The sequence below is a fragment of the Bacillus sp. KNSH39 genome (genome assembly GCF_052656585.1).
Genome location: NZ_JBQXYO010000001.1, coordinates 366,462 through 391,571, shown reverse-complemented (window position 1 = coordinate 391,571; position 25,110 = coordinate 366,462). Strand labels below are relative to the sequence as shown.

Genomic DNA, 25,110 nt, shown 5'->3' with positions numbered 1-25,110 from the left:
TTTCATATGAATATGAAATGTTTTTTTAGTATTCTCTATTCTTTTAATAAATCTAATAATCCATTCCCTTCGGATGTACGTTCATACCCTAAAGGTACAGTTCTTTTAATAAGTTGTGCATATATTTCCGGCTCTGATAACTTTCGACCGTATTCTTGCTCACACTGTTTAATGAGCAAGGCAAGCGCTCCAGCAACATGCGGCGTCGCCATGGAAGTTCCACTTAACACTGCATATTTCCCATCTGGATACGTAGATAATATTTCATCACCTGGCGCTACTAGATCAATTTCTTGATTTGAATTACTAAAACATGTGATTTTCCGTTCTAAATTGACAGCGCCGACTTCAATTACTTCCGAGTAAGCACCTGGGTAATCTAGTTCCTCTGTATTATCATTACAATCTCCATTATTCCCAGCAGCACATACGACGAGAACATCCTGCTTTACCGCATTTTGAATTGCTTCATGTAATTCTGGAACATCTTGCGGACCACCAAGTGACATTGAAATAATTCTCACTTTCTCTTGATTCGGCCCTCTCCAATTTACAGCATAATGAATTGCCTCAATAATTTGCTCGTAACTTCCAGAACCATCTCCCGCTAAAACTTTTAATACTAACATTTTAGCAAGTGGTGCAACTCCTAATACACCGACACCATTTTCAGTTGCTGCAATCGTCCCCGCGACATGAGTACCATGTCCGTTATTATCAAGATACACATTTGGATCAGCTTCATAATCTTTTGTGAAATTTCTTCCGCCGATAATACGATCTTTTAAATCTATATGATTAGTATCACACCCTGTATCTAATACGGCAACGACTACATCTTGCCCCTTCACACTCTTTCCCCATACTTGCGGAGCGTGAATCAGTTGTACACCTGGTGGAATTTCATTTACTTGTTCTACAACCTTATTTACGGTAAATGGAATCAATTGTATACCTTTTTGTTTATTCACTGTACTACTCATCGTAATCCCTCCTGAAAATGTATTATTTTCATTTCAGACCACTTTTGAATACGTGTAAATGTAACATTCGTTTTATTCTTTTTGTTTTCCTTCTTTTCAAATATTTCTCAACATCATTTACTAACTCTATACTACTTTTGTATTTCCCCTATGATTTATAGGAAATAACAGCCTGGGTCATTCAACTAATAACCAAAATAAAAGGACCAATTAATGGTCCTCTTACAGTCTTTTAAAAGAATGATATGTAATTTGAAAAATAATATAAATTAAGACTAAACCTCACTCTTGTTTAAAAACTTTTCTATTTCTTTTACTAAATATTCCGCTCCCTCTATCCCAACAGTAATATTTCCATTTGCTAATGATATGTTCTGCTCTGAAACATCACCTGTGATTTGGCAAGCATTGTAAGGTTGATATTTTTGTAAAATGATTTTATCTGCTTCTACAAAAATTTCAAGCGGTGATTTGATTTGTATTCCCAATACATCGCGTAATTCTTTAGGGATAACAATTCGTCCTAATTCGTCTACTTTTCGAATAACTCCTGTTGCTTTCATATTTCTCCCCCCTTTCTCTCTATTAATTTTTTTCACCTCGCTTTTTCCATTTTATCACTTTTTGGCAATACTTGCCTCTTTTTAGAAAATTTTGTACTCGAGTTAAAAAAACACATTTAATGCATACGTAATCTCTCTTTCAATTGTTTTACATAACGGGATCTTATAAGTAAGAAGTATACAACTTGAATACCTATGAAAATACTTAATACAACTGTATTTTCTTTAAACAATGAGTACTCAAACATTTGCCCTAACGCCGTTAAGGCTACTGCCCCATGTAATGTTGCAACACCAATTGGAACGAAGAATAAAAGCGCCAATCGAATTGTAACTACCTTCGATAATTCCCTACTCGTCAATCCAACTTTTCGAATCATTTCGAACAAGCGAACATCATCCTCCAAATCGGAGAATAAACGGAAGTAAAGGAAACTTCCTGCGCAAACGAAAAATACTATACCAATAAAGAAACCTACAAATAAAATCGGTCCTGCAATTTGTAAACTTTGGTTTTGTTCGTACTCTTCCGCACTAAACGTTGACTGTTCTTGATACGGTTTAATTTGATGCGTAAGCTCTTTACCAATTTCAATCTCATCTTTCGTTCTTTCAGTTTTATACATATAATCTTTTGTCTCTATAAATCCATCTTGTAATGAATCATATTGATTATTAGAGATTACATAAACATTTCCTCTTAATATTTTCCCCAATGAAGATGAAGTAACTTTTTTCACCTTTAAACTTTCATTCATATTGGGTAAAGTAATTTCTTTTCTTTCTTTCATCGCTGGCCCTGGTATATCAGCTGACAAAAATACAACCTCTTTATTTGCTACAGTATTAAATGGTTCTCCTGTTAACTTTGCATATTCCTTATAATCTGATTCTTTTATAAAAGTGGCGCTTCTTAACGACTGTTCCTCCGTTTTCTTTGTCGAAATATTAGTTTTTGAAGCTGCTATATTATATTTCTTTAATCCTTTGTCAATCATTTGTATATGTTGTGATTCGTTACTATTCCCTTGCTTAGAATGGTAATGAAACGCAATTGGTCTCTCCATTATCCCTTTCGTCATGGATGCGAAGCCGACTAATGTCCCTATTGCGGAAAATGCTACAGTAGAAATAATGGTTACAATAAAGAACATTCTTGCGTTATCTCTCATGCGATACGCTAAATCTGATAACGTAATAATATTAGTCTGTGTCCAATAGAAACGTTTACTTTTTTTACATAATCGAATAATAAAGACACTCAGCTGCTTGTACAACAAATACGTCCCAATAATAACTACCGTTGTAACAGGAATCATCATAATAAATACCATTGCGCCATGCGATAGAAGAGCTCCTACATAGCCAGCACTAAGCAATACTACTGCTAATATTGAAGAAATGATTGATGCTTTCGGTTCCGGTTTTGCCTCTGCTGACCCTCTAAACAACTTCATAATTTTATTTTTACGAATCATTCCTGCACTAAACAATGATATGATCATAAATAATATGAAAAACATAATACTTGTTACAACAATTGCTTTCATCGGTATGTAATAGGATAAGGAGATATCTAGTTTCAATATCATCGGAGCGACAAATAGTAATACCCCTGAAAATAACATACCTGAAAGAATACCAAAAATAATTGCCCCTATTCCAATCATAATATTTTCAAAAAAGATCAGACGCTTTAATTGATATTTCGTCATACCTAGCATCATTAAAATTCCTAGTTCACGCTTTCTCGTTTTTAAAAACATTCCCATCGAATATAAAATAAAGAAGAATGTAAATAAATAAATAATAGACTGTGCAAAAGACATACTTACGAATACGTACTGACCTAATTCTCCTGCACTTAATGCCGGATGAAACGCAAAAAATGAATACACAAAAAAGGCCATAATTGCAAATGCACTACTCAAAAAATAGGCTGAGTATGTCCGTCTATTTCGGGTTACATTCCGATATGCTAGTTCTCTAATGTTCATATTACTTCTCCGCCCTTCTACTATCTATGTTTTTATATTAGTAAAGTGCGGAGATACCTTCCATCGATTCAAATGACAAAAACCTTACATTTTTGAAAGGTAAATTGGTGATACCCTTGGTTTATTTTGTTTCTTAAAACAGGTTTAGCATAACCACGGTAAACAAAAAAATATTTATATCCACTTAACTTATTTACCAATTGCTAGTATCTAGAAAAATCTGACTCTTTCTTTCGTGCAATAATATTGATTTATTTCTATACTTTCTTTAATATATAAATTGGTATATTTTTATATATCTCGGGATATTTTTACAGGGGAAGTGGGGAGGTATACATGCTTAATACAGAAAACAAAACATCTTTAATCTTTGCTCTTTCATTAGCTATTGAAGCCAAATTTGATGCCAGCGATTGGACTAAGCTTGCATATGAAATAGGCGAAGTCGAGGCAATCAGAGGGCATGGTCGCCTTATTAGAAGCTTAAATTGGGGAGATCCAGATTATACCGAAAATATTATTGAAGTATTAGAACGAATTGGTAGAAACCCTGATAAATTAGCTATAATTGCAGAAAAAATCAACCTAGAATTGTGGTTACAAACAAAAAGAGAAGACTTATATAAAGTACTTTATACTGACGAAGAACCAACCCATTTATTAGATGAAAACCCTCTTGACACTAATACTTTTGACTTAGGTAAACAAATCAAAAGAATTTATGAATCATTGGAAGAGGATCCTGAGCTTGCTCTTGGTACAACCAAAGAAATGGTAGAAACAGTATTAAAAACTATTCTCAATGGAAAAATTGATAATATAGATGATCTTGATATGCCCGGATTAATTCGAGCCGTTCAGCAAAATATCAAATTAATTCCAGATGAAGTAGAGAATGCAAACAGAGGCTCTGACATGGTTAAAAGAACTCTTAGTAACTTAGGACAAATTGTAATTGGGATTACAGAACTTAGAAACGCTTATGGTACAGGACATGGGAAAATAAAAAATGAAAGTGGATTAAAACCCTATCATGCTCGTCTAGTAGTAAATGCCGGGGTCACTTTGGCGAAATTCCTTACTGAAGTGCATCAGGATGAAGAAAATTAATATTAAAATCTTCAAAAGGAGGTATAAGAATAATATATCCTTTACCTCCTTTTATTTATAAAAACTTTATATTGATTTGAATACTATCGCCTTCACGAATATATTCAATCCTATCAATCAACACTTTAGCAAGAGTATTCAGTTCTTTCTTGCTAATGCCTTCCGTATTCCATGCCTTTTTAAAACCCTTAATTGCATGTAGCCGATCATTGTCTGTTCTTACATTCTCTATGACTGCAAGTGATTGTTCGATAGACCGAATTTCTTCTTTCTTCGTTTGCATTAATTGTTTTTGTTTTTCAATTCGCCTTTTCATTTCCGACTTATCAATCATTTCATCAATAAACAAGTCTTTAATACGTTCAATACCTTTCTCTAACCGTTCCAACTCTTCATATTTATTTTGCAAAGCTAGTTGAAGTGTTGAACTATCACCCTGCTTTTCTTTCGGTTCATGATTCAGTAATTGTTGCTCATATTGCTCTAAATCCAAAAATAATTGAGCATAAATCACTTCAACATTAACACACCTATTATGACAGCGGCTTCCAAAACGGTCTGTTGTCAAACAAGTTTTTACGTATTTCTTACCACTAGCCTTTCCAGTAAAAGACATTACCCTATTACATTTACCACAGTATATCAACTTTGAAAGTACTTGGACATTTGTTCTTGTTCCCTTTGGTGTATACCTTCTTGATTCAAGTATTGCTAATATACGTTGGTGCTCTTCCTCAGTTTTTAACGGTTGATGTGAACCTTCAGCAATAATCCATTCAGACCTATCTTTTATTTGAACACCATTTGCATTCAGCTTTTTCTTTGAACCACTTCCGGAAGTCTTTCCATATACAACTTTTCCTAAATGCACTTCATTTTTTAATATCCTGCGAACTGTATTTTCATACCAATAACTGTTCCTGTTAGTCTTAAATCCTAACTCATTCAACCTCCAAGCAATTTCATAGGTTGCTTTCATCTCTTCCAAAAACATCTTTTTCATAAGTTCGTAAACTTTCACTTTATCTGGATCAACATCAAGTTCCTTCGTTAAGCGATTATAAACATATGGAAATGGCGGTCTTCCATTTGTCCATTTCCCTGCTTTCGTACCTTGTTGTTTACCACGAATCATTCTCTTTCTTATCATACGAAACTCATGGTTGGCAAATACCATTTCAAAGTTATTAATAAGTGCTTGGTCTTCATTATTAAAATCATATGTTTTAGTTGGTGTTATTACTATTGTTTTAGAATCACGAAAAACTCTACTAATACGTCCCATCTCTTCGAGGTCACCACGTGATAAACGGTCTAAATCAACAACCAAAACTGCATCATATAGTTTTTGGCTAACATCACTTAACAAACGAATCATCTTCGGTCTTGAATCAATATATTCAGAACTACCAATTTCTTTATAAATCTTATACTTAAGATTTTGATTTTTTGCATACTCTAAAAGTAAACTTTCATGTTTTGCTAGAACATCTTCTTTTCCATCAGACTCATCTCTTGATTTTCTTAAATAAATAGCTACTTCTTTAATATTTGGTTTCATGTTATGACACCTCATTTTGTCATGTAATATACAAATAATTTTAACAAATACTGGATATTTTTAAATGATCTAGAAGAGAATAATTATTTTAATCAAGCAATATTTTGTTCTAATTCTTCATTTATATATTTTTCAGCGATACTATTCATACTTTCGGCCATTCGTTTAATAGCTTCTGTTGATGGCTCATTACTTACCCCGATAACAGTAAGTTTTCCGTACTTAAAAGTTGTTCTAGTTAATCCATCTTCCAAATGTTCCCGATTTATTACTTTGATTTGTTCGTTTACAGTGCCGAAAATTGTATTCTTCACATTACATCAACCCGCCCTCTCGATAATTTCCTAACTATATAAATGCTCTATTTGAAGAGCTCACAAATACTTTGTTTTGCATTTCGAACCTATTATATATAGTTCATTTAAATGCGGAAACCAAATCGAAAAATTAATTTTAACTTTTTTTAATCAATCTTTACGCAGAAAAGTAACTAGTTTAATATAACATTAATGGTAAATAATACAATTCAAAGGTGGTATAACTGTGGAGATTTTTAAATCAAAAGAAACAAATAAAAATATCGAGGGCGTAAAAATAAAAAACAAACGTGCTGTAGGTATTCGTATTAGATGGTATGAAAATGGTGAATATAAACAAACTTTCCCTTCTATCCAAGCTACTGCTCGATTTATGAAAGAATACGTTCAACGTGCGACACTGCCATTTGCTTCGATTCACAAAAGTATACGGGAAGGTATTGATTGGAGAGTTAGGGGATCTGTTCACTCATTTAGATATGAAGATAAGTATGATAAAAAAATTCAATACAAAAAAATGAGGCATATCAAGTGATATGCCTTTTGTTATATATAAAATTTCCATTTTATTATTATGTACATTCGATGGAGAAGTGGTATCTCCACCGAATATAAAGGAGTGTTGGGAACTTACCGCATTATTTATTCTTCAAAATACGGTAAGTGAAATTTCCATTTTATTCAGCAGCAATAGACATTAAGCGAATTGCTTGGTCATTGATAATTTTTCCATCAAGATAGATAGAAGCAACAATTAATTGAGAACCACGAAGTGCTTGAGTGCTATCAGCGTAAACATGTTGTACTTCAATTCCCTTCTTAATCAGAGTTCCATATGCTTCCCCCATATTAATTAAACTAATTGCTTTGTTTCCTACTGCAATATCTGGCATAGCATCTGAAATCATTACTGGTAATCCAAGCATAGTGTAATAATTAGCACCATTACCGTTTTTGAAATCCACAAGATAGTATCGGTTTTCAGCATCTTTTAGCTTTGAAACCTTATTCCAAGTATCACGATTCATAATAAACACTGCACCTTCGACTAGTTCTGGATTCATAGAGTTGAATAATCCTAAAACATCATCAGTAGTAACTGTACCTGCAACGGTTTCAATCACTGATTCTGGAGCCAGTGTTGCAACTAAGAAACCTTCCATTTGTCCAACACCATTTCCATTAACAATTGCTCGGTTAACTGAATAAGCAATACGACTTGATAGAACATTGATTGCATAACTCACAATATCAAAGCCAGCATCATTAATTAGTTGTTGTGATAATTCAATAGCTGATGTTAAACGCTTTTGTTCCAATTTTACTTTTGACATTGTGAAATCTGCTGGAGTTGCATTTTCCATTTCACCTAACCATTGAGCTCCGCCAATACCAGTCTCTTTTAACACTTCAAGATGACCATTTACACTTGGAAACTGTTTAGATAGTGCAAATAATGGAGCAACTTCTTCTAATTTCTTAATAATTTGATTGGAAATTGAAGTTGGAACTGTTAGTTGTCCTGGTGCCGTACCTGTTGTAATTGCACGAACTTCTTCAGAATATAAGTTACCTTTTAAAAATTCTTCAAAACCACGTTGTTCTACATTTGTATCGTTTGGACTTAATAATTCAACCATATTTCTAACCTCTTTCTTATCAATTTTTTTTAGTTGTATTTCAATATCTCGAATTCGAGATTTTAATTGCTCATATTCGTGTACTTCCGTAAGCCCACGAGTTTCATAACTTTGTGATTGTTCGAGCAAGTCATTTCGCAATTCAATAAGAGCCTTGCGACTCATTTCATGAATATTTCTTACTATTTTCCTCTTAACCTCAGCAGGTACTTCAACCTCTTCAACAACATCAATTCCACGAGCAGAAATTGAAGATTGAGAATATGCAGGATCTTTTACAACTGAAACTTCAAATAATTCAAGTTCATGGATTGTCCGTTCAAAATAACCTTGAGTAGTCTTTTTCCATGAATCTTTAATTGAGCGGAATCCAAATGACATGTTCTTTAAAATTCCTGACTTAATTAATTCATAATAATCTTTGCCCCAAGATGTAGGAGCAACCGTTGCAGACATATAGAGTCCATTTGCATCTTCTGACAGTTGAAGTGAATCGTTGCGAGTTGAAGCTAAGATTTTGCTATTGTCGTGTTCAGCAAGAAAATGAATTTCTTTTGCCTTCTCAATTGCATGTTTAAAAGCACCGCGTGAAATCTTTTCTTTAAACTGTTCGTTGCGTCCCAACATTTTACTAAATTGTTCAGTCTTATTTACATAGCCATTGACAGTCATTGAGCCATCTTCATTTGCTTCAATGTTGGTCTGATTAACTCGTAGTTCCATTTTCATTTTTCGTATCACCCGTCATTTTATCTGATTTTTCAGTTTTATTTTAAGATAACTTTTCATCACCTATAACCGTACTTGTATTCGGTACGGTAAACTCATCTTTTTCAGCATCATACAATATATCACCTAATGACCACATAAAGTAATCTTTCTGAATTGGATTCTTATCTAACATCGCCCGAGCTTCATTAATACTTAATATTCCTTTTTCAAGAGCTTGTCCAATGGCTTCAGTTTGTTCTTTTGGCGTTCCTCGAAGAATCTCTGTAACATCAAAACGGAAATAGTAACCATCTTCTTTTTCACTTTCCAATAACAATGATTTATCCAATGCACTCTCAATTGCTGAAATGATCGGTGACAAAGTATATTGTAAGAAGTGTAGATTCTCAGCCACATTACTATTATACTTATTTAAATTTGAGTTAATCATAGATTCTGGAACATTGAACAACCTTGCAATTTCACTTGTGGTCACTTTCTTTGAATCTGTTAATTGAAGTTCGTCTGGTTTTAATGAAATTGGCTTATATTTTAAACCTTCTTCAAGAATAACTGTTCTACCAGCATTTCTTGCACCAGCATATAATAACTCCCAACCTCTTCGTAGTCGTTTTACAGCATTTTCGCTAAGTTTACTAGCAGTTTCAATAACACCTGTTGGAAGTGCAAAGTTTTCTAATAGACTTTTAGAGAATTCAACCTCATTCAATGCTAGTTGCAACGTTCTCTCACCACTCTTTAAAACACCATTAGAGCCACTGTCAATTAACAGTAGATTATCATATGGTAAAATCTTTGCTCCACCAACACCCATATATTGAACTTCAATTTTACCCCAAGTAACACCATCATCTGTGAACTTCTTAAACTGTACTTTATCAGCATCTAATCCATGTAAATGAAGCACTTTATTTCCTGCTCTTTCTACATAAGATAACGCCTTTCCATAAAGAATGTAATCTTCAACCAATTTACGTTTAAATTGAACCGAATCTGCAAATTCGTTTGGTTCATTATTAAGTAACATTACACGCTTGTCATTCGGCACTTTTACTGCTTCACCATTTTGCTCTTTATACAAATAAATTGGTAGTTGAGCAATAGAATTACATATTAATTCCAGCGATGTTTTGGCAGTTGGAATTGATTTTAATTGATCGGCTTTAACAATTCCTCCACCCAATAACATTGTTAATGCTAGCGCTGAGCCATCTCCGCCATATGATGAACGTTCTTCTACATCATTTTTCTTATTAAAATAATCAAATAATCCCACGTAATTCCTCCTTTCTTACAAAATTAAATCTCTATACTCTTCAATTTGTTTAAGCATTTTTGAGTTACTGTTTTTAATTGTTTTATATTCCATGAGTTCTAAATACTTTTTGTACTCAACGTTTGTTACATTTTCAAATCTGAGTATCCACAATATTGGTTCAATAATTTGATTAGATTGAACTAATTTTTCTATGACAATAACATTCGGTTCTTCCAATTTCCTCATTGCATTTTGTGGACCGTCAATGTAATAGTAATAACCTTGCATTCCTTCAACTTCCACATATTCATCTGGATTAAAGTTTCTTAGATTCTCAACATTAATCAAATGTTCCACTTAGAGCTCACCTCTCATAATTCGAGCAATCATTTCATCTCCCTCATTACTTTCACTGATGTTTTGTAATTTTTGACGAGTATCAGCAGTTAAACATAATAATTTTGCTAATTCATTAGCTTTGGTTGTATGCTTATTTAGCTGTTCGGTTGCAGGATGTGCTTTCTTACCATGTAAGTGTTCTACAAATTGACCTTCTTCAGAAATGGTCTTATGACAATCCTCAATTAATGAATAATAGAATGCCAAGTTTTCAATCGTCGGTTTATCTAAATCATTCACCAAATCAATTTTCTTTAATTCTTTAACAATAAATAAATAATACTTTTTGGCACTTTCACTGAAATATACAGGAGGATTATCAATATGGTCTTTCAAAAAATGTTCACTGAATTCTTTTTCTTTTTCAATCAATTCTTGCCCACTCGTTCGACCTTGATTACGTTTCTTTAATCGTTGTGGTTTTGCCATATCATCAATCCTTTTCACATTTTTTTACAAAAAATAGTTATAAGAATTTTGTACAGTTCAGAGTGAATAATGGTGGCTAAGTTATTCTAAAGACTACACCCATTTTTTATGGACTAATACGGGGCATCTAATTCTTAATCTCTCTTTAAAATATTTGTTATCACACGTTTTTCTTGAACATTTAATTCATTCTTCACGATATATTTAGTGACCAACACCAATAACACTCTATTATTCTTTAACTGTTCTATTTGTTTGTTTATTTGTTTAAGTAATCGTTTATCCTCTGTCTGTTCCTCAACATCATTGAGCAATTGTATTTGCATATCAATTGACTTTAATATACTATTAGCATTTATTAATAATATTTCATCTATTTGAGCCAATCGTTTATTTGTTGTATTGAGTAATTCATCAATAATCAATAACGTTACACCACCAATCTATTTGTTATGATTCATTATGTATTAGTAATAAAAGGATTGCCCCACTAACACAAATGATTAATGGAGCTGTAAGGAGAGCGTCAAGTAGCACCAACAAAAGTGCCAATAAATTCATCCGAGAGTATGAAAATGAATTATGTATCGATACTTATCAATAGAGTAGATAAGTATCATTCGTGAATTTGCAAAACTATACCGATAATGATTAAAAATGTAACGGTCTTTTAGATGAATTAGACACTATGGCTTCAACATTAGAGTCCTGAGAAAGTTCGTATTTACCATTACATAATATATTGGAGAAATCTCTCCCTTCTGGTCAAAAAATCAGCAAATTTGTTCTAATTTATTTATCAAACGTTCAAGACGATAACGGTATGTTGTACGTCTTCCACTTACCTTTAAACATTCCACTAAATCACCTTTGTAATGATTCTTTAACAATTTAATCATTTCAACATCTTTTTCATCTAACAAACAACTTTCAATATTTTTTTCAATAGCTTGTTCTAAATTTATGATCGGAATAATTTCATTTGGATGTGTAATAGCACTTTTATCAGCCACGAGCCACTTAAAAATTTGTTGATGTTTATTTGTTACAATATCTTCACTAGATTCAGCACAATATTTCTTATTGGCTCTTTCACCTGTTCTTTTTTGTACTGTTTCAAATTTGGTATAAGAGCGGACAATACTTCCAATATCGCCATACAATAATTCCTTTGTCCTTTTTCTATTAATCATTATTTTTTTCTTAGAACATGATGTATTAATTTCCGATAAATAATATTGTATTGTATTATAAATTCCTTCTATGAGTCCTCTAGCATCTTCATTTTGTATTGTTTGATAACACCATAAATCTTCAAACACCGCACCATCATTGATTAATTCATAATCACCTTTTAACAACTGATATACAGTATCTTCATATTTTAATAGTCGCTCCTTGTTAATCAGAGCGCTTGTCAATTTAAATTCAGCAGTGGTTTCTTCGGTGTCACTTGAATATGATGGAAGACCTTGCTCATTCATTTCAACATCTTTCATTCTCTTTTCATCTAAGATATTATATTCATTTTTCTTTGTTGTAAGATTTTCACTTTCAAGAATGTACGCCGCAAGAAAATCTAATATTTCATTAATCGTAGTTGTTGTTTTACTATCACTTGTTACCTTCTTTGCATTGAATGTATGAAAATATTCATTAAGATTATATTTCTTTGTAATTCTTGATACTTCATCCATTCTTTTTTCAGTATTTCTTTCATAACTCAATTCCTTTTTAATATCTCTCATCACGTTTTTTAGCATTTTATTGTTCTCCTTTTATCTCTCTTTGTACAAAATAAAAGAGCTCGTTAATCTAACGAGCCCTTCATCATTTCTTCTAGTAATTTAATAGTCGCTTTGCTATATTCATAAACATATATTGTTTCTCTTGGATACTCGAACCTTGTAATCGGTTCAATACCAAACGAACCTAAATTCAAAAAAAAACTTGAATCATATAAATAAATTCTTCCATTTTTAATTTCCATACAACCATCCCTCTTTAAACAAATAACCACAGCCATAAACACATAATCATAACCGCATTTCTAACATTTTCTATAACCCCATCACTTTTCATTTCCCAACACTCCTCATTAAATTAAATAAGTGCCATCATGTTTTATGATCGCACCTAATTAACTAATTCCATATTCCCTTTTCATTTCATTCCAATATTTATAAATGTAACTAATTGAAACAGGTTTAATATTGAGCTCTTTTAATTCCTCATTTAACTTGAACCAAACTTGTTGATGAGTATAACCTAAGTTTTCCAGTTCAAAAATGCGTTGTTTTTTGAACAATACCTCTTTTTGTTTTGCAGTCATATATTTTTCCATAATTATCGCTCCTAATATTTATATTTCACTATTTAGTAATACCCTACAATATATATGTCCACAAAACTGCCAATTGTAAACCATAATAATGATAGTTTTAACTTACAACCTATGCAGTTAGATTGCATGGAATATATTTAATGATTGCCCCATGGTGTGTCTGAATTGATTTTAAGTATTCCTGCATATCCATATTGGAGCGTTTAGCATATGCAAACATATCTTCTTTAACATTATTATTATACCTATATGCAATAATCGGAACTCCTTGTTCATCTCTTTGAACATACACGATTTGCTTATCTGATAACTGTTCCTGATTATTATCATCTTTAACTAATGTTATTTTTTGTGCATCTTTATTTTTATCTTTCTTATTAAGAATTTGCCCACCCTTATCAACAATTCCTTTTTTGTACTTTTCAGATTCTTTTTTGCATAAATAAGCGTGTTCTTTACGAGAATAAGTATTTCTTAAACTTTGTACACCACTTTCCGTTTTAATGAGCCCATTATTTTCAATATGAATTATATTTATTTCTTTTAATTTATTGTTATAGTTAATAATTGTTTTATTTGTCAAACCTGTTGCTGCTTCAAGTTGCTCAACTGATGGATAAGCAATTTTTGTCGTATTGTTATAAAATGAAGATAAAACCGTATAATAAGCAAATAATTCTCGGTTCACTGCTCCTTTATAATCCCCACCCATAATTGTTTGAATTTCTTCATAATACAATATTGTGAACGTTCCCTCTTGAACAGTAATAACAACTTTGAAAATATCATTTGTTTTACTCGGCATATTTTCAATTTTCACCATGCCTTTTTCACATAAATACCTTAAACCTTTAAACAAAGCATTTTGTGTTTTTCTATTTGGTTTTGATAGTCCTGTTAAATTGGCTTCTAGTACTGCAACTGATGTAATTGTTTCATTATCATTTTTAGCACACATAAGCAAAGCTGACATCGCCAATTTTTCTTCTGTAGATACAATTGAGTTTGGTAGTCTTATAAACTTCCCCATCGTTAATGTTCTCCTTTGATTTTAATTTGATTGGATTTAATATTGTTTAAGCAATTTGATTTTTATATTGATTCACTGCATATTCAATACGACCATCTTTGTCGTTAAAGAAAAATACAAATTTCCCCTCACAATGTTTATTTGGAGAAATTCCAATAAGTCCATAACCTTTTCTAATAAGATGTTCCATGAGATTCAAATTATAAACTATATAAGTATTTTTCAATTCCATAACCCCCATATATTTTTACTATTTAGTAATACCCTACGTAATATATGTGTACTAGAAGCAGATTTGTAAACCAAAAAAAATTAATATTTTTCATTTAAATTTATAATTTTTTATCGTCCACTCCAATTACAATATATTAAAAGACACTAGCACGAAAACTGACAAGTTTTCTGTGCTAAATATCGTATATATAGTTATTATTAGTATATATAGTTATCAGTGTAAAAATGGACAGTTTTCTGCTCATTTTTTCCAAGCATCTAGAATAAATGAACAGATTTTTGCTCAATTTTACACCATGATAATTTTTGAATACAAAATACCTCTACATATAAAAATTCATGAAATATATTACAATTCATCAATATTTTTCATATAATTATTATGAGTCTAGACAAAAGGAGTGTTCTGAATGTTAAATACTATTGAAGAAACTATTAAATTAGCCGGTTGGGGAAGACGTAAAGCAATGCGAAAGCAAATTGAATTATTCGAAAAAGAACTGTTAGAAGAAGAAAAATTACTTGGTGTTGCTGCTTCAAAACCCAATCCAACTGAACAATTATACATAACTAGTAAAAGAATAATTGCACATAAAATTGAGGGCGTATTTCAAAATAACAAGGTGGAAATCCCCTTATCTTCCATTAATTCAATAAATACCAATGTTAAAGGGTTAAGTTCTGAAATAATAATTGTGACATCAAACAATACAGCATCTGTTGAAAAAATCCCTTTACATGTAGCACAAGAAATTAAAAAGTTGCTTGATTCTTTGATATTGGAAAACCAAGCGAACTAAATTCCGCTTGGTTTTTGTGTAATTGTTATTATTAATTCTCATTTCAACACAACATAGCCACTATTCCAATCAAATTTTATTTTATGCTTATCTGGTTGCAGGGTTTCCCATCCTCTATAAAATTTATCTATGTCTATTGTACCTCGGGTTTTGTGTTCCGATTTGCTCATTACATCCATTACCTTCAATAACCACTGCTCAAACGGTACTCTTCGTCTAAGCCGCTGATAGTTACTCGCATACCCAAGAGTTATTGCCAATGTATGTTCTTCATCTTCTGTTAGTTTCCTGTCTAATAAAATATTTTCAATCATTTCAAAAACCCCCATTTTTATAAATTCATATATATAATTAAAATAATAAAATTAATAATTAGAATATTCCTCTTCATTTAGTCATCAATTTAATTCTTTTTTTCATCTCTTTTTCCTTTTCACGCCGATCAAACAATTCGCCTAACAAAATCTCTGCAGACTCTTTCAATCTATCATGATCTGTTTTTAATTCTTCTTTATATTGAAGAAGCGTTTTTGTATCACCATCTTGATAGTCCAAATATGTTATTACTGAATCTACCGCGGAGATGAGCAAATGCATTGCCTGAACCTTGCCCCATTCATTTCCAAATTGCTCCATTTTCCCCAAATAAGGTTGGTCAGACATACCATCGAAGGCATCTATTGTTTTCTTAAACTGTTCTTGCATTATCTTTCTGTGCTTTCTAACCATGTACTGTGTTTTCATCTCAACCACTCTCCGAATTGTAAAATTTTGTATTTACCCTTCTTACAAAAGTTATTATATATAGAACATTTCAAAACGGAAACCAAATTCGAAAAAAACTTTTACTATTTTCCATACAAAAAATGACAGTTCTCTGACTATAAATAAATCAGATAACTGTCATATAATGTAATTCGCGTTATTCTTTTTGATTTTTTATCCCTCATTAACCTCATTGCAATCATTATAAAACTATAGTAATAAAATTATGATTAAACTCTTTTAAGTTCAATATCTTCTTTAAAATTCAAATTGTAATGAGATCCTTTCTTATATTTGCTCGTTCCACAGCAAACCTTAAATTTCTTATTGCTCCCACATGGACAAATATCATTACGCTTTATATTTTCATACTTATCATTATAAAAATATTTTTCACTTTCATTCACAGAAAATATTTTTAAAGGATGTTTATTATGGGTAATAAAATAATTTAGCAATTGAAATTTTTCTGCTTCAGTCCTATTATCATCACTCAATTCCATTACACAGCGTTTATCTAAAGGATGTGTAACAATGGCAACTGCCTTTAATGCAATATCTTTACACAATACGTTTGCCATCTCCCCCCAGTATAGTGAGCCTGTTATATGGAGGCAATCCAAGCCTATAGCGTTCTTCCCACAAATACTACATATTTTAGTCTTTATAACTGCTTCAATACTAGCAAATAACTTATAAGGATATAGTTTTTCTAATGTATAAAAAAGTTCATTAAATTTATCAATCTTATACGCACTATGATTTTCTGTGAATTTATTTACATTTATTATTTTATCTATCGTATCTTGTAACAATACCCATGAATCTTGAAATCTTTCTTCCATAAGTGCTATCCAATAGTTAGAATAACACTTAAACATTTTACAATATTCCGCTACAACAAACATTGAATTTGCAATTTCTTCATTTTTTAACCTTACAGCCTGTTCTTTAATCTGTCTGCATATTTCAATACTAGAAAGTGATATTTCTATTACTTTATTATAATGTGCTTGTTCTAATTCTTTATGTATGTCATGCACATATTTTTTTAATAGTCTATGTTGGGGAAATTCATTAAGTTCTCTTTTCAGAACAGAAAGCATTAATTATTCCTCCCAAAATTTATTAACATCAATCTTCTCAAAGCTTTCTTTAAATCCTTCTACTGATCCTTTATAGGATATATGTTTGCTTGTTCCTTTTTCTTTATTTTCAACTAATAATTCAAAGTGAACAGTGGGTTCATCATTCGGTCTTCCTTTCATACGATCACCGACATAATTAGTAACTAATCCTGTAACAATTGGAAGCAAAAATTCTGTGCCGATAGCAATTATAGGCATCCAAATATCAAATGAATGTAAAGCTAATATTTTTTCTTCACCTTTATTCTCAAATAATTCTATTTTATAATCATTATTTTGATTTACAACAGAATATTTATAAAAATCTACTGTGTTAGGCTGAAAAACTCTGTCTTCTCCCCTCATTTCCAAATTAGGCAATAATAAAATATCTGCTCTTTTAGCTCTTTCTTTTGTTTCATCATTAAAAACATCCATATTCATATAAGCTTCTAATTTCATATTGGATTTATGTACTTCTAACATAATATCCCTCCATCAATCATACTAACTTCTAGTGATTTAATTTAATCAAAAAAATGCTTACTTAAATTTTTAATTGCTGTTTAACCTGCTCCCATTCTAGACTAACTTCATGATTTATTTTTTTAAATATTTTTGTAGATTGTTTCACTCCAGAATATGCCTTTGCTGCTTCATATTTAACAAAAGCATCTAATATATACGGCATTTGCTTATTCGAATTCTTGATTCCAGTAGTTAAAAACAATCTATATAATTCATCGTAAATTGTTTGAGTTTGGTATCTTAAAACCTCTAATTTTAACCAACTTGACAGAATTGTACTAGCAAATAATGTTTGAGACACAATGGATATAAATTCCAAGTTATTATTTCTTAGCAACAAACAAAGTAACCAACTAATCAGATATAAAAATATGATAATTCGCTCTTTTTTTGCCATTTTGTCTGTTACATTTTTAGCAAACAAAGCATTCTCCATTACATTTATCCCCAACTTTATAATTGAAGGATTAATGTCATTGTTATAATATTTATTGGTTGTTTCGTTATCTAATGGAATACCAAATGAATTAGATAATAAATGTTTTCTTCGTTTATCTTCAATGTTTGGTATTAAGGAAATACTCAGGTAATTATCTACTATAAAATAAGCAACTGTAGTCACAATGAATACTATGGTCAATGTGTTTTTTAATGCTACATTCCCATTTACGAAAAAAACTCCTAAAGATATTACAGCATTGAACCAAAATAAAACAGACGAAACATTCTTAATTTTATCTACTATATTATAATATTTATCTAATGAATCTTGTCTTTGTGTCATACTTTTTTATCCCCTAAATGTCTGGTAATAGTTTTCTAATTTCCATCTCAGCATTATATGTTTGACCATGCCTTTCATAATAACGAACATTATTAATTATTCTTTTTGCCCTATCGATATTGTCTTTAAGGTATTGTGGGGCACTATAATCATATGTAAGGTTATCAAAAGAACTAAATAGATATTCTTTCAAACTACCTTTATAATATGTGTTATTATTTACTATCCAGTTTTCTAATAAAAATGAAGAATAATAATTTCCATTCAATCTATTCCAATATTTCATCAAACGAACTAGTGGTTTTACCTTAGAATGACTAATAGTATTTGCTTTTGTTAGCTTTCCATTAAATCCCGTTGGATCTGTCTGCATCCAATCTGTATACTCAGTAGCTGGTGCAGGGATATAAATAGTGCCCCATTGCTCCATTGCAGGAACCAGTTCGAATTTAATGTGTTTAAGTTCCAATACCATTGTAGGGCTATCCTGATAAATTTCAGACCTACCATAATATTTATTAACAAATGTTCTTAAGTATTTAAGTAAAGTTTGAGGTTTATAATTATAAGGATTATGAAAAATAACCATATAATCTATATCAGAATTGGCATCCACCTTTCTTGGGAGAATTGTCCCCCTAGTATAAGAACCAAATTGAAAATGCTTTTTTAAATCTGTACCAAAATAAATATTTAACCGCGTTGATAATGTAGATATTGATGTAACAATATTTGGCTTTTCTAAATCTGATAAAACCAACTCACTTGATAAATTCTCCAAATATGATTGAACAGACATCTTCTCACCTAACCTAGCAATTTTTATTTACCTATAATATACAATTATACCATTGTTTTATTTCAAAATAAACTTTCGTTAAAGTTTCACCAGATTACATTCCATTTTTGAAAGGTTTAAAAAAATTGCTTATACGTAGTACTTTATTTATAATGACTACATTCATATTCATACACACATCCTATTGTATATTCGTTAGTTTTGCGAAATAATAAAGGATAGAAGTATGTACCATTATACATATAAACTTATTTACCGCTTTAATATGAATAGGAGGAAAACATAATGACATTACAAGAACAGATTATGAAAGCATTACATGTTCAGCCTGTAATTGATCCAAAAGTTGAAATTCGTAAACGAGTTGATTTCTTAAAGGATTATGTAAAAAAAACAGGCGCAAAAGGATTTGTACTTGGTATTAGCGGCGGCCAAGACTCTACATTAGCAGGACGCTTAGCACAACTTGCAGTTGAAGAAATTCGTAACGAAGGTGGTAATGTAACGTTTATCGCCGTGCGTCTTCCTTATAAAGTACAAAAAGATGAAGATGATGCACAATTAGCATTACAATTCATTCAAGCAGATCAATCTGTTGCATTTGATATTGCTTCAACTGTTGATGCTTTTTCAAATCAATATGAAAACTTATTGGGTGAGTCATTAACAGATTTTAATAAAGGTAACGTGAAAGCACGTATCCGTATGGTTACTCAATATGCAATTGGTGGACAAAAAGGGTTACTTGTTATCGGAACAGATCACGCTGCAGAAGCTGTAACAGGGTTCTTTACAAAATTCGGAGATGGTGGTGCAGATTTATTACCATTAACGGGATTAACGAAGCGCCAAGGACGTGCATTATTACAAGAGTTAGGTGCAGACGAGCGACTTTACTTAAAAATGCCAACAGCTGATTTATTAGATGAAAAACCAGGTCAAGCTGACGAAACAGAGTTAGGTATTACTTATGATCAATTAGATGATTATTTAGAAGGTAAAGCAGTTCCAGCTGACGTTGCAGAGAAAATTGAAAAACGTTACACAGTGAGTGAGCATAAAAGACAAGTACCAGCGTCAATGTTTGATGATTGGTGGAAATAAATAAAACATAAAAAAGAAGCTAATCTTCATTTAGCTTCTTTTTTATATGTTAACGATATACCCCTACTCTTTTCTCCAATAAATCTTGCAAGCAATCTTCATGTTGTTTACAAAATAACGGTGGCATGTCGTCTAACGGGAAAAACTTCAAATCCAACGTTTCATCACCATCTACTTTTTTGTCACCTCCAACTATTGAGAATGAAAAGAACATCACAATTGACTGGGCCTTGTCTCCATTTGGATATGATTGAAAATATTTTGTATACACTCCAATAAGCTCATTTATTTCTACATCATACCCGGTTTCTTCTTTTATTTCCCGGATTGCAGTTTCCGCAGCTGATTCTCCTATCTCCATTGCACCACCTGGAAATCCCCAAGCGTTAAAGTCTCCTCTTTTTTGCAGTAATACTTCTCCTTCTTTATTAAATACACAACCACCGGCAAAGTTTAAGAAAACATAATCATGTCCTACTTTTTCACGTAATTCTTTTATATAATTCGCCATTCTCTTTCCCCTTTTCATACTTCTTCTATCGCTATTTTTTATCTTTTTCAAGCAATTCAATGATTCGATCTAGCTTCTGGTTCATATTAATCACGTGGTGTTTCTTTGCAACGCTGCTTTGTAATACTCTTCTAATAAACAAAATAAATGATATGAAAAACAAAACGATAAGTCCGATTACTAAACAAGTATATATCAATGTGAAAATATTACTTTCGAACAAGTTCATTCAGCATTCACATCCTCTCCTTTTTATTTTATCACATAATTCCCAATATTTTAAAGTGATCAACAAATATAAAAAGAGCATCTTTTACAGATGCTCTTTCTCATTGCTTAATACGTAAATGTAATTGTCGCCAATGAATAACCAGCCAATGCACTATAAGGCGCTACTTGATAAGACACACGCTTTGCACCTTTTGGCCAATTTATTTCATTTAATACTTTCTTTATATCTTGCATCGTCCCATCCATGGACTGCTTATATCGTACTTCTACTTTTTCTGGTTTGGCTGCAAACTGTTGCTGCAACTTTTGCTTAAATTCATTATAATTTTCTGCTCCGTATTCTGCAGATAAGTATTGTAAATTTGTTTCTTTTAACATCTGCTCATATACGACAGTCTTTGAGCTACCAGCTTTTATTTTATTTGTTAATTCACCAAAATAACTTGTAGTTGCCGCTGGATATTTGCTACGATCCCATTCATGATCTTTACTTAACTGTTCGTCAGACATATTAAAATATGAGTAAGTTACACGCCCTGCTTTATCTGGTACTGGATCATCAAATGTAGTATCTAGGTGATACCATTTGTTTTCAATGTTCACTAAATTCCACGCGTGAGCTTGTCCATTTCCTGTGCCTGTTACAATATGATTTTGAATACCTGCCTCTTTTAACAACTCATACGTTAATAATGTATATCCTTGGCAAACGGCAGAACGATTCGCTAATGCTTCATATGCTGTATACGCTTGATAAGACGTATCATAAGACACATGCTTAACAACGTAATCGTGAATAGCTTTTACTTTCTCATGCTCATCCATCCCTGGTTTTACAATTGATCCAACAATTGATTTCGCCTGAGCTTTTACATATTGAGTTTGTTCTTTTGATTCACGGTATTTTACTTGCAGTGTAAACGTATAGTCCCCTGGCATTCCTTTAATAGAATATCTAGTAGACGCTACATTATATTTTACATACTCATCAGCATCTACAATTTTATTAAACTCACCATACAATTGATCCATAATATTTCTAGCATTTCTATCTTTTGTTTTATATGTGATTGTAATATTTTCTTCTCGATTATCAATCTGTTTTTTTAATTCTTTTCTGAAATCATCTAATAACTTTACATCTGATTGTGCTGTCATTGTAGTCGGATTTGTAGCTGCATAAGATACAGATGATGCTTGTAAGCCTCCCATTACTATAGTTGAACAAAGTGCGGCAGCTGTCACATACTTACTTGTCTTTCCCATCTTGTCACTCCTTATATTCTATAACTATACGAAAAAGTATCGTATAGTTTCAGAGTATACAATACTTTTTCGTATAGGTCATATGAGATTATGCATATTAACTAATTCACATAAAAAGGTTGTTCTTTTTAAAAGAACAACCTTTTTTCATTAGCATGTTTGTAATACACAGCATGTATTTTCAAAACGTTGATTTTTCAAATCTTCATTATTAATACAGAAATATAGCATCCCTAGTTCTCCCCAAACCATATTACAATTTTTATGATCTGAATCAATTTGGAATAAAAGAGTCATTTGCTGCGGGTCTACTCCCATATATTCTCCTGTCTCATATAACACTTCTTCTTGTACAGAGAATGGCTCACCAAACATTTGATGGTTATCGTAGTTATCTGGAATTAGCTCTTCAAGTAATTGCAAGAAACGATCTGAATCAGCCTCATCTTCAATGAAAAGTTCTGGTAATTTGTATGTCAGTTCAAAAGTAATTGCACACTGGTTATATTTCGCTTGTATTTCATTTTCTCTTCGTAATTGCTCTACAGGAACATCATAATAAAGTACACGCCCAGCTTCTGTTAGATTCACATTTTCTTCAAAATAATTTTCAATGCAAAAGAAATACAGCATCCCCGTCTTAGGAAGATTGTGATCCATACCAACGTTTTGTAAATCACTTAAGTTAAATTGCGCGATAAATTGTAGTGGATTTCCTTTATGCTTTGGATATTCAAATAAAGCTGGTAGATCAGGAACTCCTCCCATTTTCGAACTACCTATCGCAACAGTTCCCTGCTGCTTTGGCACAACTTTTATACAAGGAAATACAGTATTAATAAGTTCTTCTTTCAAGTGTGTTAGTTCATATTTATCAATTAATACTTCAATTTTTTTATTCATAAATTCTCCTTACATTTACATACTTATTTATATCATAGTACAAAGATTATACTTCATTCTTTACAAAATCAACAAGCCTCCCAAAAACGGGCTTATCCTTCGTACGCGAACAAGTTTAAAAAAGCATACTATACATTGTTCCTACAAACATGATAATTCTTTAGTTCTTCCAGTACATTTTCCCCTCGTTCATTTTTAAATATAAGGAGGAATTCCACATGGGTTACGGATATAGTTGCTGTGGTTACGGATACGGTGGCGGCGGTTGTGGTTACGGAGGTTTCGCTTTATTAATCGTTTTATTTATCCTTCTAATCATCATCGGAGCTAGCTGTTGGGGCGGCTTTGTAGGCTGCTAGTAAACTAAAAAACTATTGTAAAAAAGCACGTACAATACGTGCTTTTTTGCCATTTCTAAATCTTTCATTCGAAAGGAAGTATGTTTAATGAAGATTGATGGTGTTTTTGAAGGAGGCGGTGTGCGCGGTATTGCGCATGTCGGGGCAATTTGCGCGTTAGCCGAAAAAGGTTATGAATGGGAACGTGTAGCTGGTACATCGGCTGGTTCGATTATTGCAGCGCTCCTAGCGGCAGGATATTCTTGTTCAGAGTTAAAAACGATTATAACTGATATTGATTATAATAAATTTACGAAAAGAACTTTTATTGATAGAATTCCTTTTATCGGCAAGGGACTCAGTGCATGGACTACTCTAGGTATATATTCTAATGTATTTATAGAAGAATGGATTGAAGAATTACTTCGAAAAAAAGGTGTTCATTTATTTACTGATTTACCGGATCTAAACAAACTCAAAATCATCGCCTCTGATATTAGTAATGGTAAAATGGTTGTCTTTCCTGACGACTTACCAAACTACGGATTTTTAAATTATCGCTTCTCTATCGCTAAAGCGGTAAGAATGAGTAGTACAATCCCCTTCTTCTTTGAACCGGTAAAATGGAGAACTCCAAAATGGAAACAGCCTTGTTATATGGTTGATGGAGGAATTCTAAGTAATTATCCAATTTGGATCTTCGATTCACCTACCGCTCCTCGCTGGCCGACTTTCGGATTTCATTTTGTAAAAGATGAGATTCAAGCTGATCCTGCTCACTATAACGAGCCTATTTCCATGTTCAAAGGACTATTTAAAACAATGATGCAAGCTCATGATTTACGTCATTTAGATAAGGAATCAAAAGCAAGAACGATTACAATTCCAACAGGAACGATTACAAGTACTAATTTTGAACTGACAAAGGAAGAAAAAGAATGGCTTTACAATTCTGGTTATAACTCTGCTAATAAATTTTTACAAGCTTGGAACTTTAGGCAATATATCGATGAATATAGAAAAGGAAATCAAGACCGAAAGACAAATCGATTTTTTCGTCAACTTGACTCATAATATTATTACTCTGCTTATAAATACGAGAACGTTTAACAACTTAATAATAAATAAGCCTAGTAATTTCTTATATTACTAGACTTATTTATTATTATATAATCTCGTACATTGTTTAAGGATACGTTAACCCTTCGGCTTCCTCTGCAGTAATAACTATGTAACGATTTCCCGTTCTTAATCCTAACAGTTCTGCTTTTTCAATCGCTTCTTGCTTCGTCTCTGCATAAGCAGCTAAATATTTTTCTCCATTGATCATTTGGCAAATTACATATTGTTTCATTAC

General features: G+C 31.9%; 32 protein-coding genes. 6 read left to right on the top strand and 26 right to left on the bottom strand.

Going from position 1 to position 25,110, the window contains the following annotated elements:
* Window positions 1-35 precede the first annotated feature (35 nt).
* From ACUL40_RS01940 to ACUL40_RS01930, 3 genes are all read right to left on the bottom strand, one after another.
* On the bottom strand, window positions 36-983 hold the full coding sequence (locus ACUL40_RS01940) for a serine protease (protein ID WP_000099762.1): 948 nt from the start codon (window positions 981-983) through the stop codon (window positions 36-38).
* A gap of 275 nt (window positions 984-1,258) precedes the next feature.
* Window positions 1,259-1,546, bottom strand: a complete 288-nt coding sequence (locus ACUL40_RS01935; protein ID WP_000648324.1) for an AbrB/MazE/SpoVT family DNA-binding domain-containing protein — start codon at window positions 1,544-1,546, stop codon at window positions 1,259-1,261.
* Window positions 1,547-1,662: 116 nt separating this feature from the next.
* Window positions 1,663-3,543, bottom strand: a complete 1,881-nt coding sequence (locus ACUL40_RS01930; RefSeq protein ID WP_065382526.1) for an FtsX-like permease family protein — start codon at window positions 3,541-3,543, stop codon at window positions 1,663-1,665.
* Window positions 3,544-3,879: 336 nt separating this feature from the next.
* Here ACUL40_RS01930 and ACUL40_RS01925 point away from each other — a divergent pair, with 336 nt between their 5' ends.
* On the top strand, window positions 3,880-4,653 hold the full coding sequence (locus ACUL40_RS01925; protein WP_445422902.1) for an abortive infection family protein: 774 nt from the start codon (window positions 3,880-3,882) through the stop codon (window positions 4,651-4,653).
* Between the two features lie 55 nt (window positions 4,654-4,708).
* Here the strand turns inward: ACUL40_RS01925 and ACUL40_RS01920 are convergent, their stop codons facing one another.
* Both ACUL40_RS01920 and ACUL40_RS01915 read right to left on the bottom strand, forming a co-directional pair.
* Window positions 4,709-6,214, bottom strand: coding sequence for a recombinase family protein (locus tag ACUL40_RS01920; RefSeq protein ID WP_445422903.1), 1,506 nt, complete (start codon window positions 6,212-6,214; stop codon window positions 4,709-4,711).
* A gap of 92 nt (window positions 6,215-6,306) precedes the next feature.
* The gene (locus tag ACUL40_RS01915; protein ID WP_445422904.1) at window positions 6,307-6,528 is read right to left on the bottom strand and encodes an acyl-CoA thioester hydrolase; all 222 of its coding nucleotides are present in this window, start codon (window positions 6,526-6,528) and stop codon (window positions 6,307-6,309) included.
* Window positions 6,529-6,757: 229 nt separating this feature from the next.
* Between ACUL40_RS01915 and ACUL40_RS01910 the strand changes: the two genes are divergently transcribed.
* The gene (locus ACUL40_RS01910; RefSeq protein WP_445422905.1) at window positions 6,758-7,066 is read left to right on the top strand and encodes a hypothetical protein; all 309 of its coding nucleotides are present in this window, start codon (window positions 6,758-6,760) and stop codon (window positions 7,064-7,066) included.
* Window positions 7,067-7,208: 142 nt separating this feature from the next.
* On the opposite strand, the gene ACUL40_RS01905 is transcribed toward ACUL40_RS01910, so the two are convergent.
* The 10 genes from ACUL40_RS01905 to ACUL40_RS01860 form a co-directional block, all read right to left on the bottom strand.
* Complete coding sequence (locus ACUL40_RS01905) at window positions 7,209-8,900, bottom strand: phage major capsid protein (protein ID WP_445422906.1); 1,692 nt, start codon at window positions 8,898-8,900, stop codon at window positions 7,209-7,211.
* A gap of 43 nt (window positions 8,901-8,943) precedes the next feature.
* Window positions 8,944-10,179: a phage portal protein gene (locus ACUL40_RS01900; RefSeq protein WP_445422907.1), complete on the bottom strand. Its 1,236-nt coding sequence runs from the start codon at window positions 10,177-10,179 to the stop codon at window positions 8,944-8,946.
* 15 nt (window positions 10,180-10,194) lie between these two features.
* Window positions 10,195-10,518 (bottom strand): hypothetical protein, encoded by a 324-nt coding sequence (locus ACUL40_RS01895; protein ID WP_445422908.1) that lies wholly within the window; start codon window positions 10,516-10,518, stop codon window positions 10,195-10,197.
* Window positions 10,519-10,989 (bottom strand): phage terminase small subunit P27 family, encoded by a 471-nt coding sequence (locus tag ACUL40_RS01890; protein WP_445422909.1) that lies wholly within the window; start codon window positions 10,987-10,989, stop codon window positions 10,519-10,521. It abuts the gene before it with no gap.
* Window positions 10,990-11,123: 134 nt separating this feature from the next.
* On the bottom strand, window positions 11,124-11,414 hold the full coding sequence (locus tag ACUL40_RS01885; RefSeq protein ID WP_087970069.1) for a peptidase M23: 291 nt from the start codon (window positions 11,412-11,414) through the stop codon (window positions 11,124-11,126).
* A gap of 348 nt (window positions 11,415-11,762) precedes the next feature.
* Complete coding sequence (locus ACUL40_RS01880; RefSeq protein WP_445422910.1) at window positions 11,763-12,752, bottom strand: short-chain dehydrogenase; 990 nt, start codon at window positions 12,750-12,752, stop codon at window positions 11,763-11,765.
* Window positions 12,753-12,799: 47 nt separating this feature from the next.
* Window positions 12,800-12,979, bottom strand: a complete 180-nt coding sequence (locus ACUL40_RS01875) for a hypothetical protein (protein WP_445422911.1) — start codon at window positions 12,977-12,979, stop codon at window positions 12,800-12,802.
* Between the two features lie 150 nt (window positions 12,980-13,129).
* A complete protein-coding gene (locus ACUL40_RS01870; protein ID WP_445422912.1) occupies window positions 13,130-13,333 on the bottom strand; it encodes a peptide ABC transporter substrate-binding protein in 204 nt (67 codons plus the stop codon).
* A gap of 109 nt (window positions 13,334-13,442) precedes the next feature.
* On the bottom strand, window positions 13,443-14,363 hold the full coding sequence (locus tag ACUL40_RS01865; RefSeq protein WP_445422913.1) for a hypothetical protein: 921 nt from the start codon (window positions 14,361-14,363) through the stop codon (window positions 13,443-13,445).
* Window positions 14,364-14,409: 46 nt separating this feature from the next.
* Complete coding sequence (locus ACUL40_RS01860) at window positions 14,410-14,589, bottom strand: hypothetical protein (protein ID WP_270373102.1); 180 nt, start codon at window positions 14,587-14,589, stop codon at window positions 14,410-14,412.
* Between the two features lie 418 nt (window positions 14,590-15,007).
* Between ACUL40_RS01860 and ACUL40_RS01855 the strand changes: the two genes are divergently transcribed.
* On the top strand, window positions 15,008-15,397 hold the full coding sequence (locus ACUL40_RS01855) for a PH domain-containing protein (protein ID WP_346988885.1): 390 nt from the start codon (window positions 15,008-15,010) through the stop codon (window positions 15,395-15,397).
* A gap of 38 nt (window positions 15,398-15,435) precedes the next feature.
* Here the strand turns inward: ACUL40_RS01855 and ACUL40_RS01850 are convergent, their stop codons facing one another.
* The 6 genes from ACUL40_RS01850 to ACUL40_RS01825 all read right to left on the bottom strand — a co-directional run bounded on the left by ACUL40_RS01850 (window position 15,436) and on the right by ACUL40_RS01825 (window position 19,400).
* The gene (locus ACUL40_RS01850; protein ID WP_445422914.1) at window positions 15,436-15,711 is read right to left on the bottom strand and encodes a hypothetical protein; all 276 of its coding nucleotides are present in this window, start codon (window positions 15,709-15,711) and stop codon (window positions 15,436-15,438) included.
* A gap of 73 nt (window positions 15,712-15,784) precedes the next feature.
* On the bottom strand, window positions 15,785-16,141 hold the full coding sequence (locus ACUL40_RS01845; RefSeq protein ID WP_445422915.1) for a hypothetical protein: 357 nt from the start codon (window positions 16,139-16,141) through the stop codon (window positions 15,785-15,787).
* A gap of 251 nt (window positions 16,142-16,392) precedes the next feature.
* The gene (locus tag ACUL40_RS01840; protein WP_445422916.1) at window positions 16,393-17,268 is read right to left on the bottom strand and encodes a YecA family protein; all 876 of its coding nucleotides are present in this window, start codon (window positions 17,266-17,268) and stop codon (window positions 16,393-16,395) included.
* A gap of 3 nt (window positions 17,269-17,271) precedes the next feature.
* On the bottom strand, window positions 17,272-17,775 hold the full coding sequence (locus ACUL40_RS01835) for a hypothetical protein (protein ID WP_431077616.1): 504 nt from the start codon (window positions 17,773-17,775) through the stop codon (window positions 17,272-17,274).
* Between the two features lie 61 nt (window positions 17,776-17,836).
* The gene (locus ACUL40_RS01830) at window positions 17,837-18,601 is read right to left on the bottom strand and encodes a hypothetical protein (RefSeq protein ID WP_445422917.1); all 765 of its coding nucleotides are present in this window, start codon (window positions 18,599-18,601) and stop codon (window positions 17,837-17,839) included.
* Between the two features lie 13 nt (window positions 18,602-18,614).
* On the bottom strand, window positions 18,615-19,400 hold the full coding sequence (locus ACUL40_RS01825; protein ID WP_445422918.1) for an SMODS domain-containing nucleotidyltransferase: 786 nt from the start codon (window positions 19,398-19,400) through the stop codon (window positions 18,615-18,617).
* A gap of 285 nt (window positions 19,401-19,685) precedes the next feature.
* Here ACUL40_RS01825 and nadE point away from each other — a divergent pair, with 285 nt between their 5' ends.
* On the top strand, window positions 19,686-20,504 hold the full coding sequence (gene nadE, locus ACUL40_RS01820) for an ammonia-dependent NAD(+) synthetase (protein ID WP_000174904.1): 819 nt from the start codon (window positions 19,686-19,688) through the stop codon (window positions 20,502-20,504).
* Window positions 20,505-20,553: 49 nt separating this feature from the next.
* Here the strand turns inward: nadE and ACUL40_RS01815 are convergent, their stop codons facing one another.
* The 4 genes from ACUL40_RS01815 to ACUL40_RS01800 form a co-directional block, all read right to left on the bottom strand.
* Window positions 20,554-21,015, bottom strand: coding sequence for an NUDIX hydrolase (locus ACUL40_RS01815; RefSeq protein ID WP_000024999.1), 462 nt, complete (start codon window positions 21,013-21,015; stop codon window positions 20,554-20,556).
* A gap of 31 nt (window positions 21,016-21,046) precedes the next feature.
* A complete protein-coding gene (locus ACUL40_RS01810) occupies window positions 21,047-21,244 on the bottom strand; it encodes a DUF4083 domain-containing protein (RefSeq protein WP_445422919.1) in 198 nt (65 codons plus the stop codon).
* A 107-nt stretch (window positions 21,245-21,351) separates the two neighbouring features.
* On the bottom strand, window positions 21,352-22,512 hold the full coding sequence (locus ACUL40_RS01805) for a transglutaminase domain-containing protein (RefSeq protein ID WP_445422920.1): 1,161 nt from the start codon (window positions 22,510-22,512) through the stop codon (window positions 21,352-21,354).
* Between the two features lie 150 nt (window positions 22,513-22,662).
* Window positions 22,663-23,415, bottom strand: a complete 753-nt coding sequence (locus ACUL40_RS01800; protein WP_001034843.1) for a YwqG family protein — start codon at window positions 23,413-23,415, stop codon at window positions 22,663-22,665.
* A 218-nt stretch (window positions 23,416-23,633) separates the two neighbouring features.
* Between ACUL40_RS01800 and ACUL40_RS01795 the strand changes: the two genes are divergently transcribed.
* Both ACUL40_RS01795 and ACUL40_RS01790 read left to right on the top strand, forming a co-directional pair.
* Complete coding sequence (locus tag ACUL40_RS01795; protein ID WP_000540419.1) at window positions 23,634-23,774, top strand: YjcZ family sporulation protein; 141 nt, start codon at window positions 23,634-23,636, stop codon at window positions 23,772-23,774.
* Window positions 23,775-23,861: 87 nt separating this feature from the next.
* Complete coding sequence (locus ACUL40_RS01790) at window positions 23,862-24,827, top strand: patatin-like phospholipase family protein (protein WP_000686807.1); 966 nt, start codon at window positions 23,862-23,864, stop codon at window positions 24,825-24,827.
* A gap of 112 nt (window positions 24,828-24,939) precedes the next feature.
* Here the strand turns inward: ACUL40_RS01790 and ACUL40_RS01785 are convergent, their stop codons facing one another.
* Window positions 24,940-25,107: a DUF3933 family protein gene (locus ACUL40_RS01785; protein ID WP_000816389.1), complete on the bottom strand. Its 168-nt coding sequence runs from the start codon at window positions 25,105-25,107 to the stop codon at window positions 24,940-24,942.
* Between the last annotated feature and the right edge of the window lie 3 nt (window positions 25,108-25,110).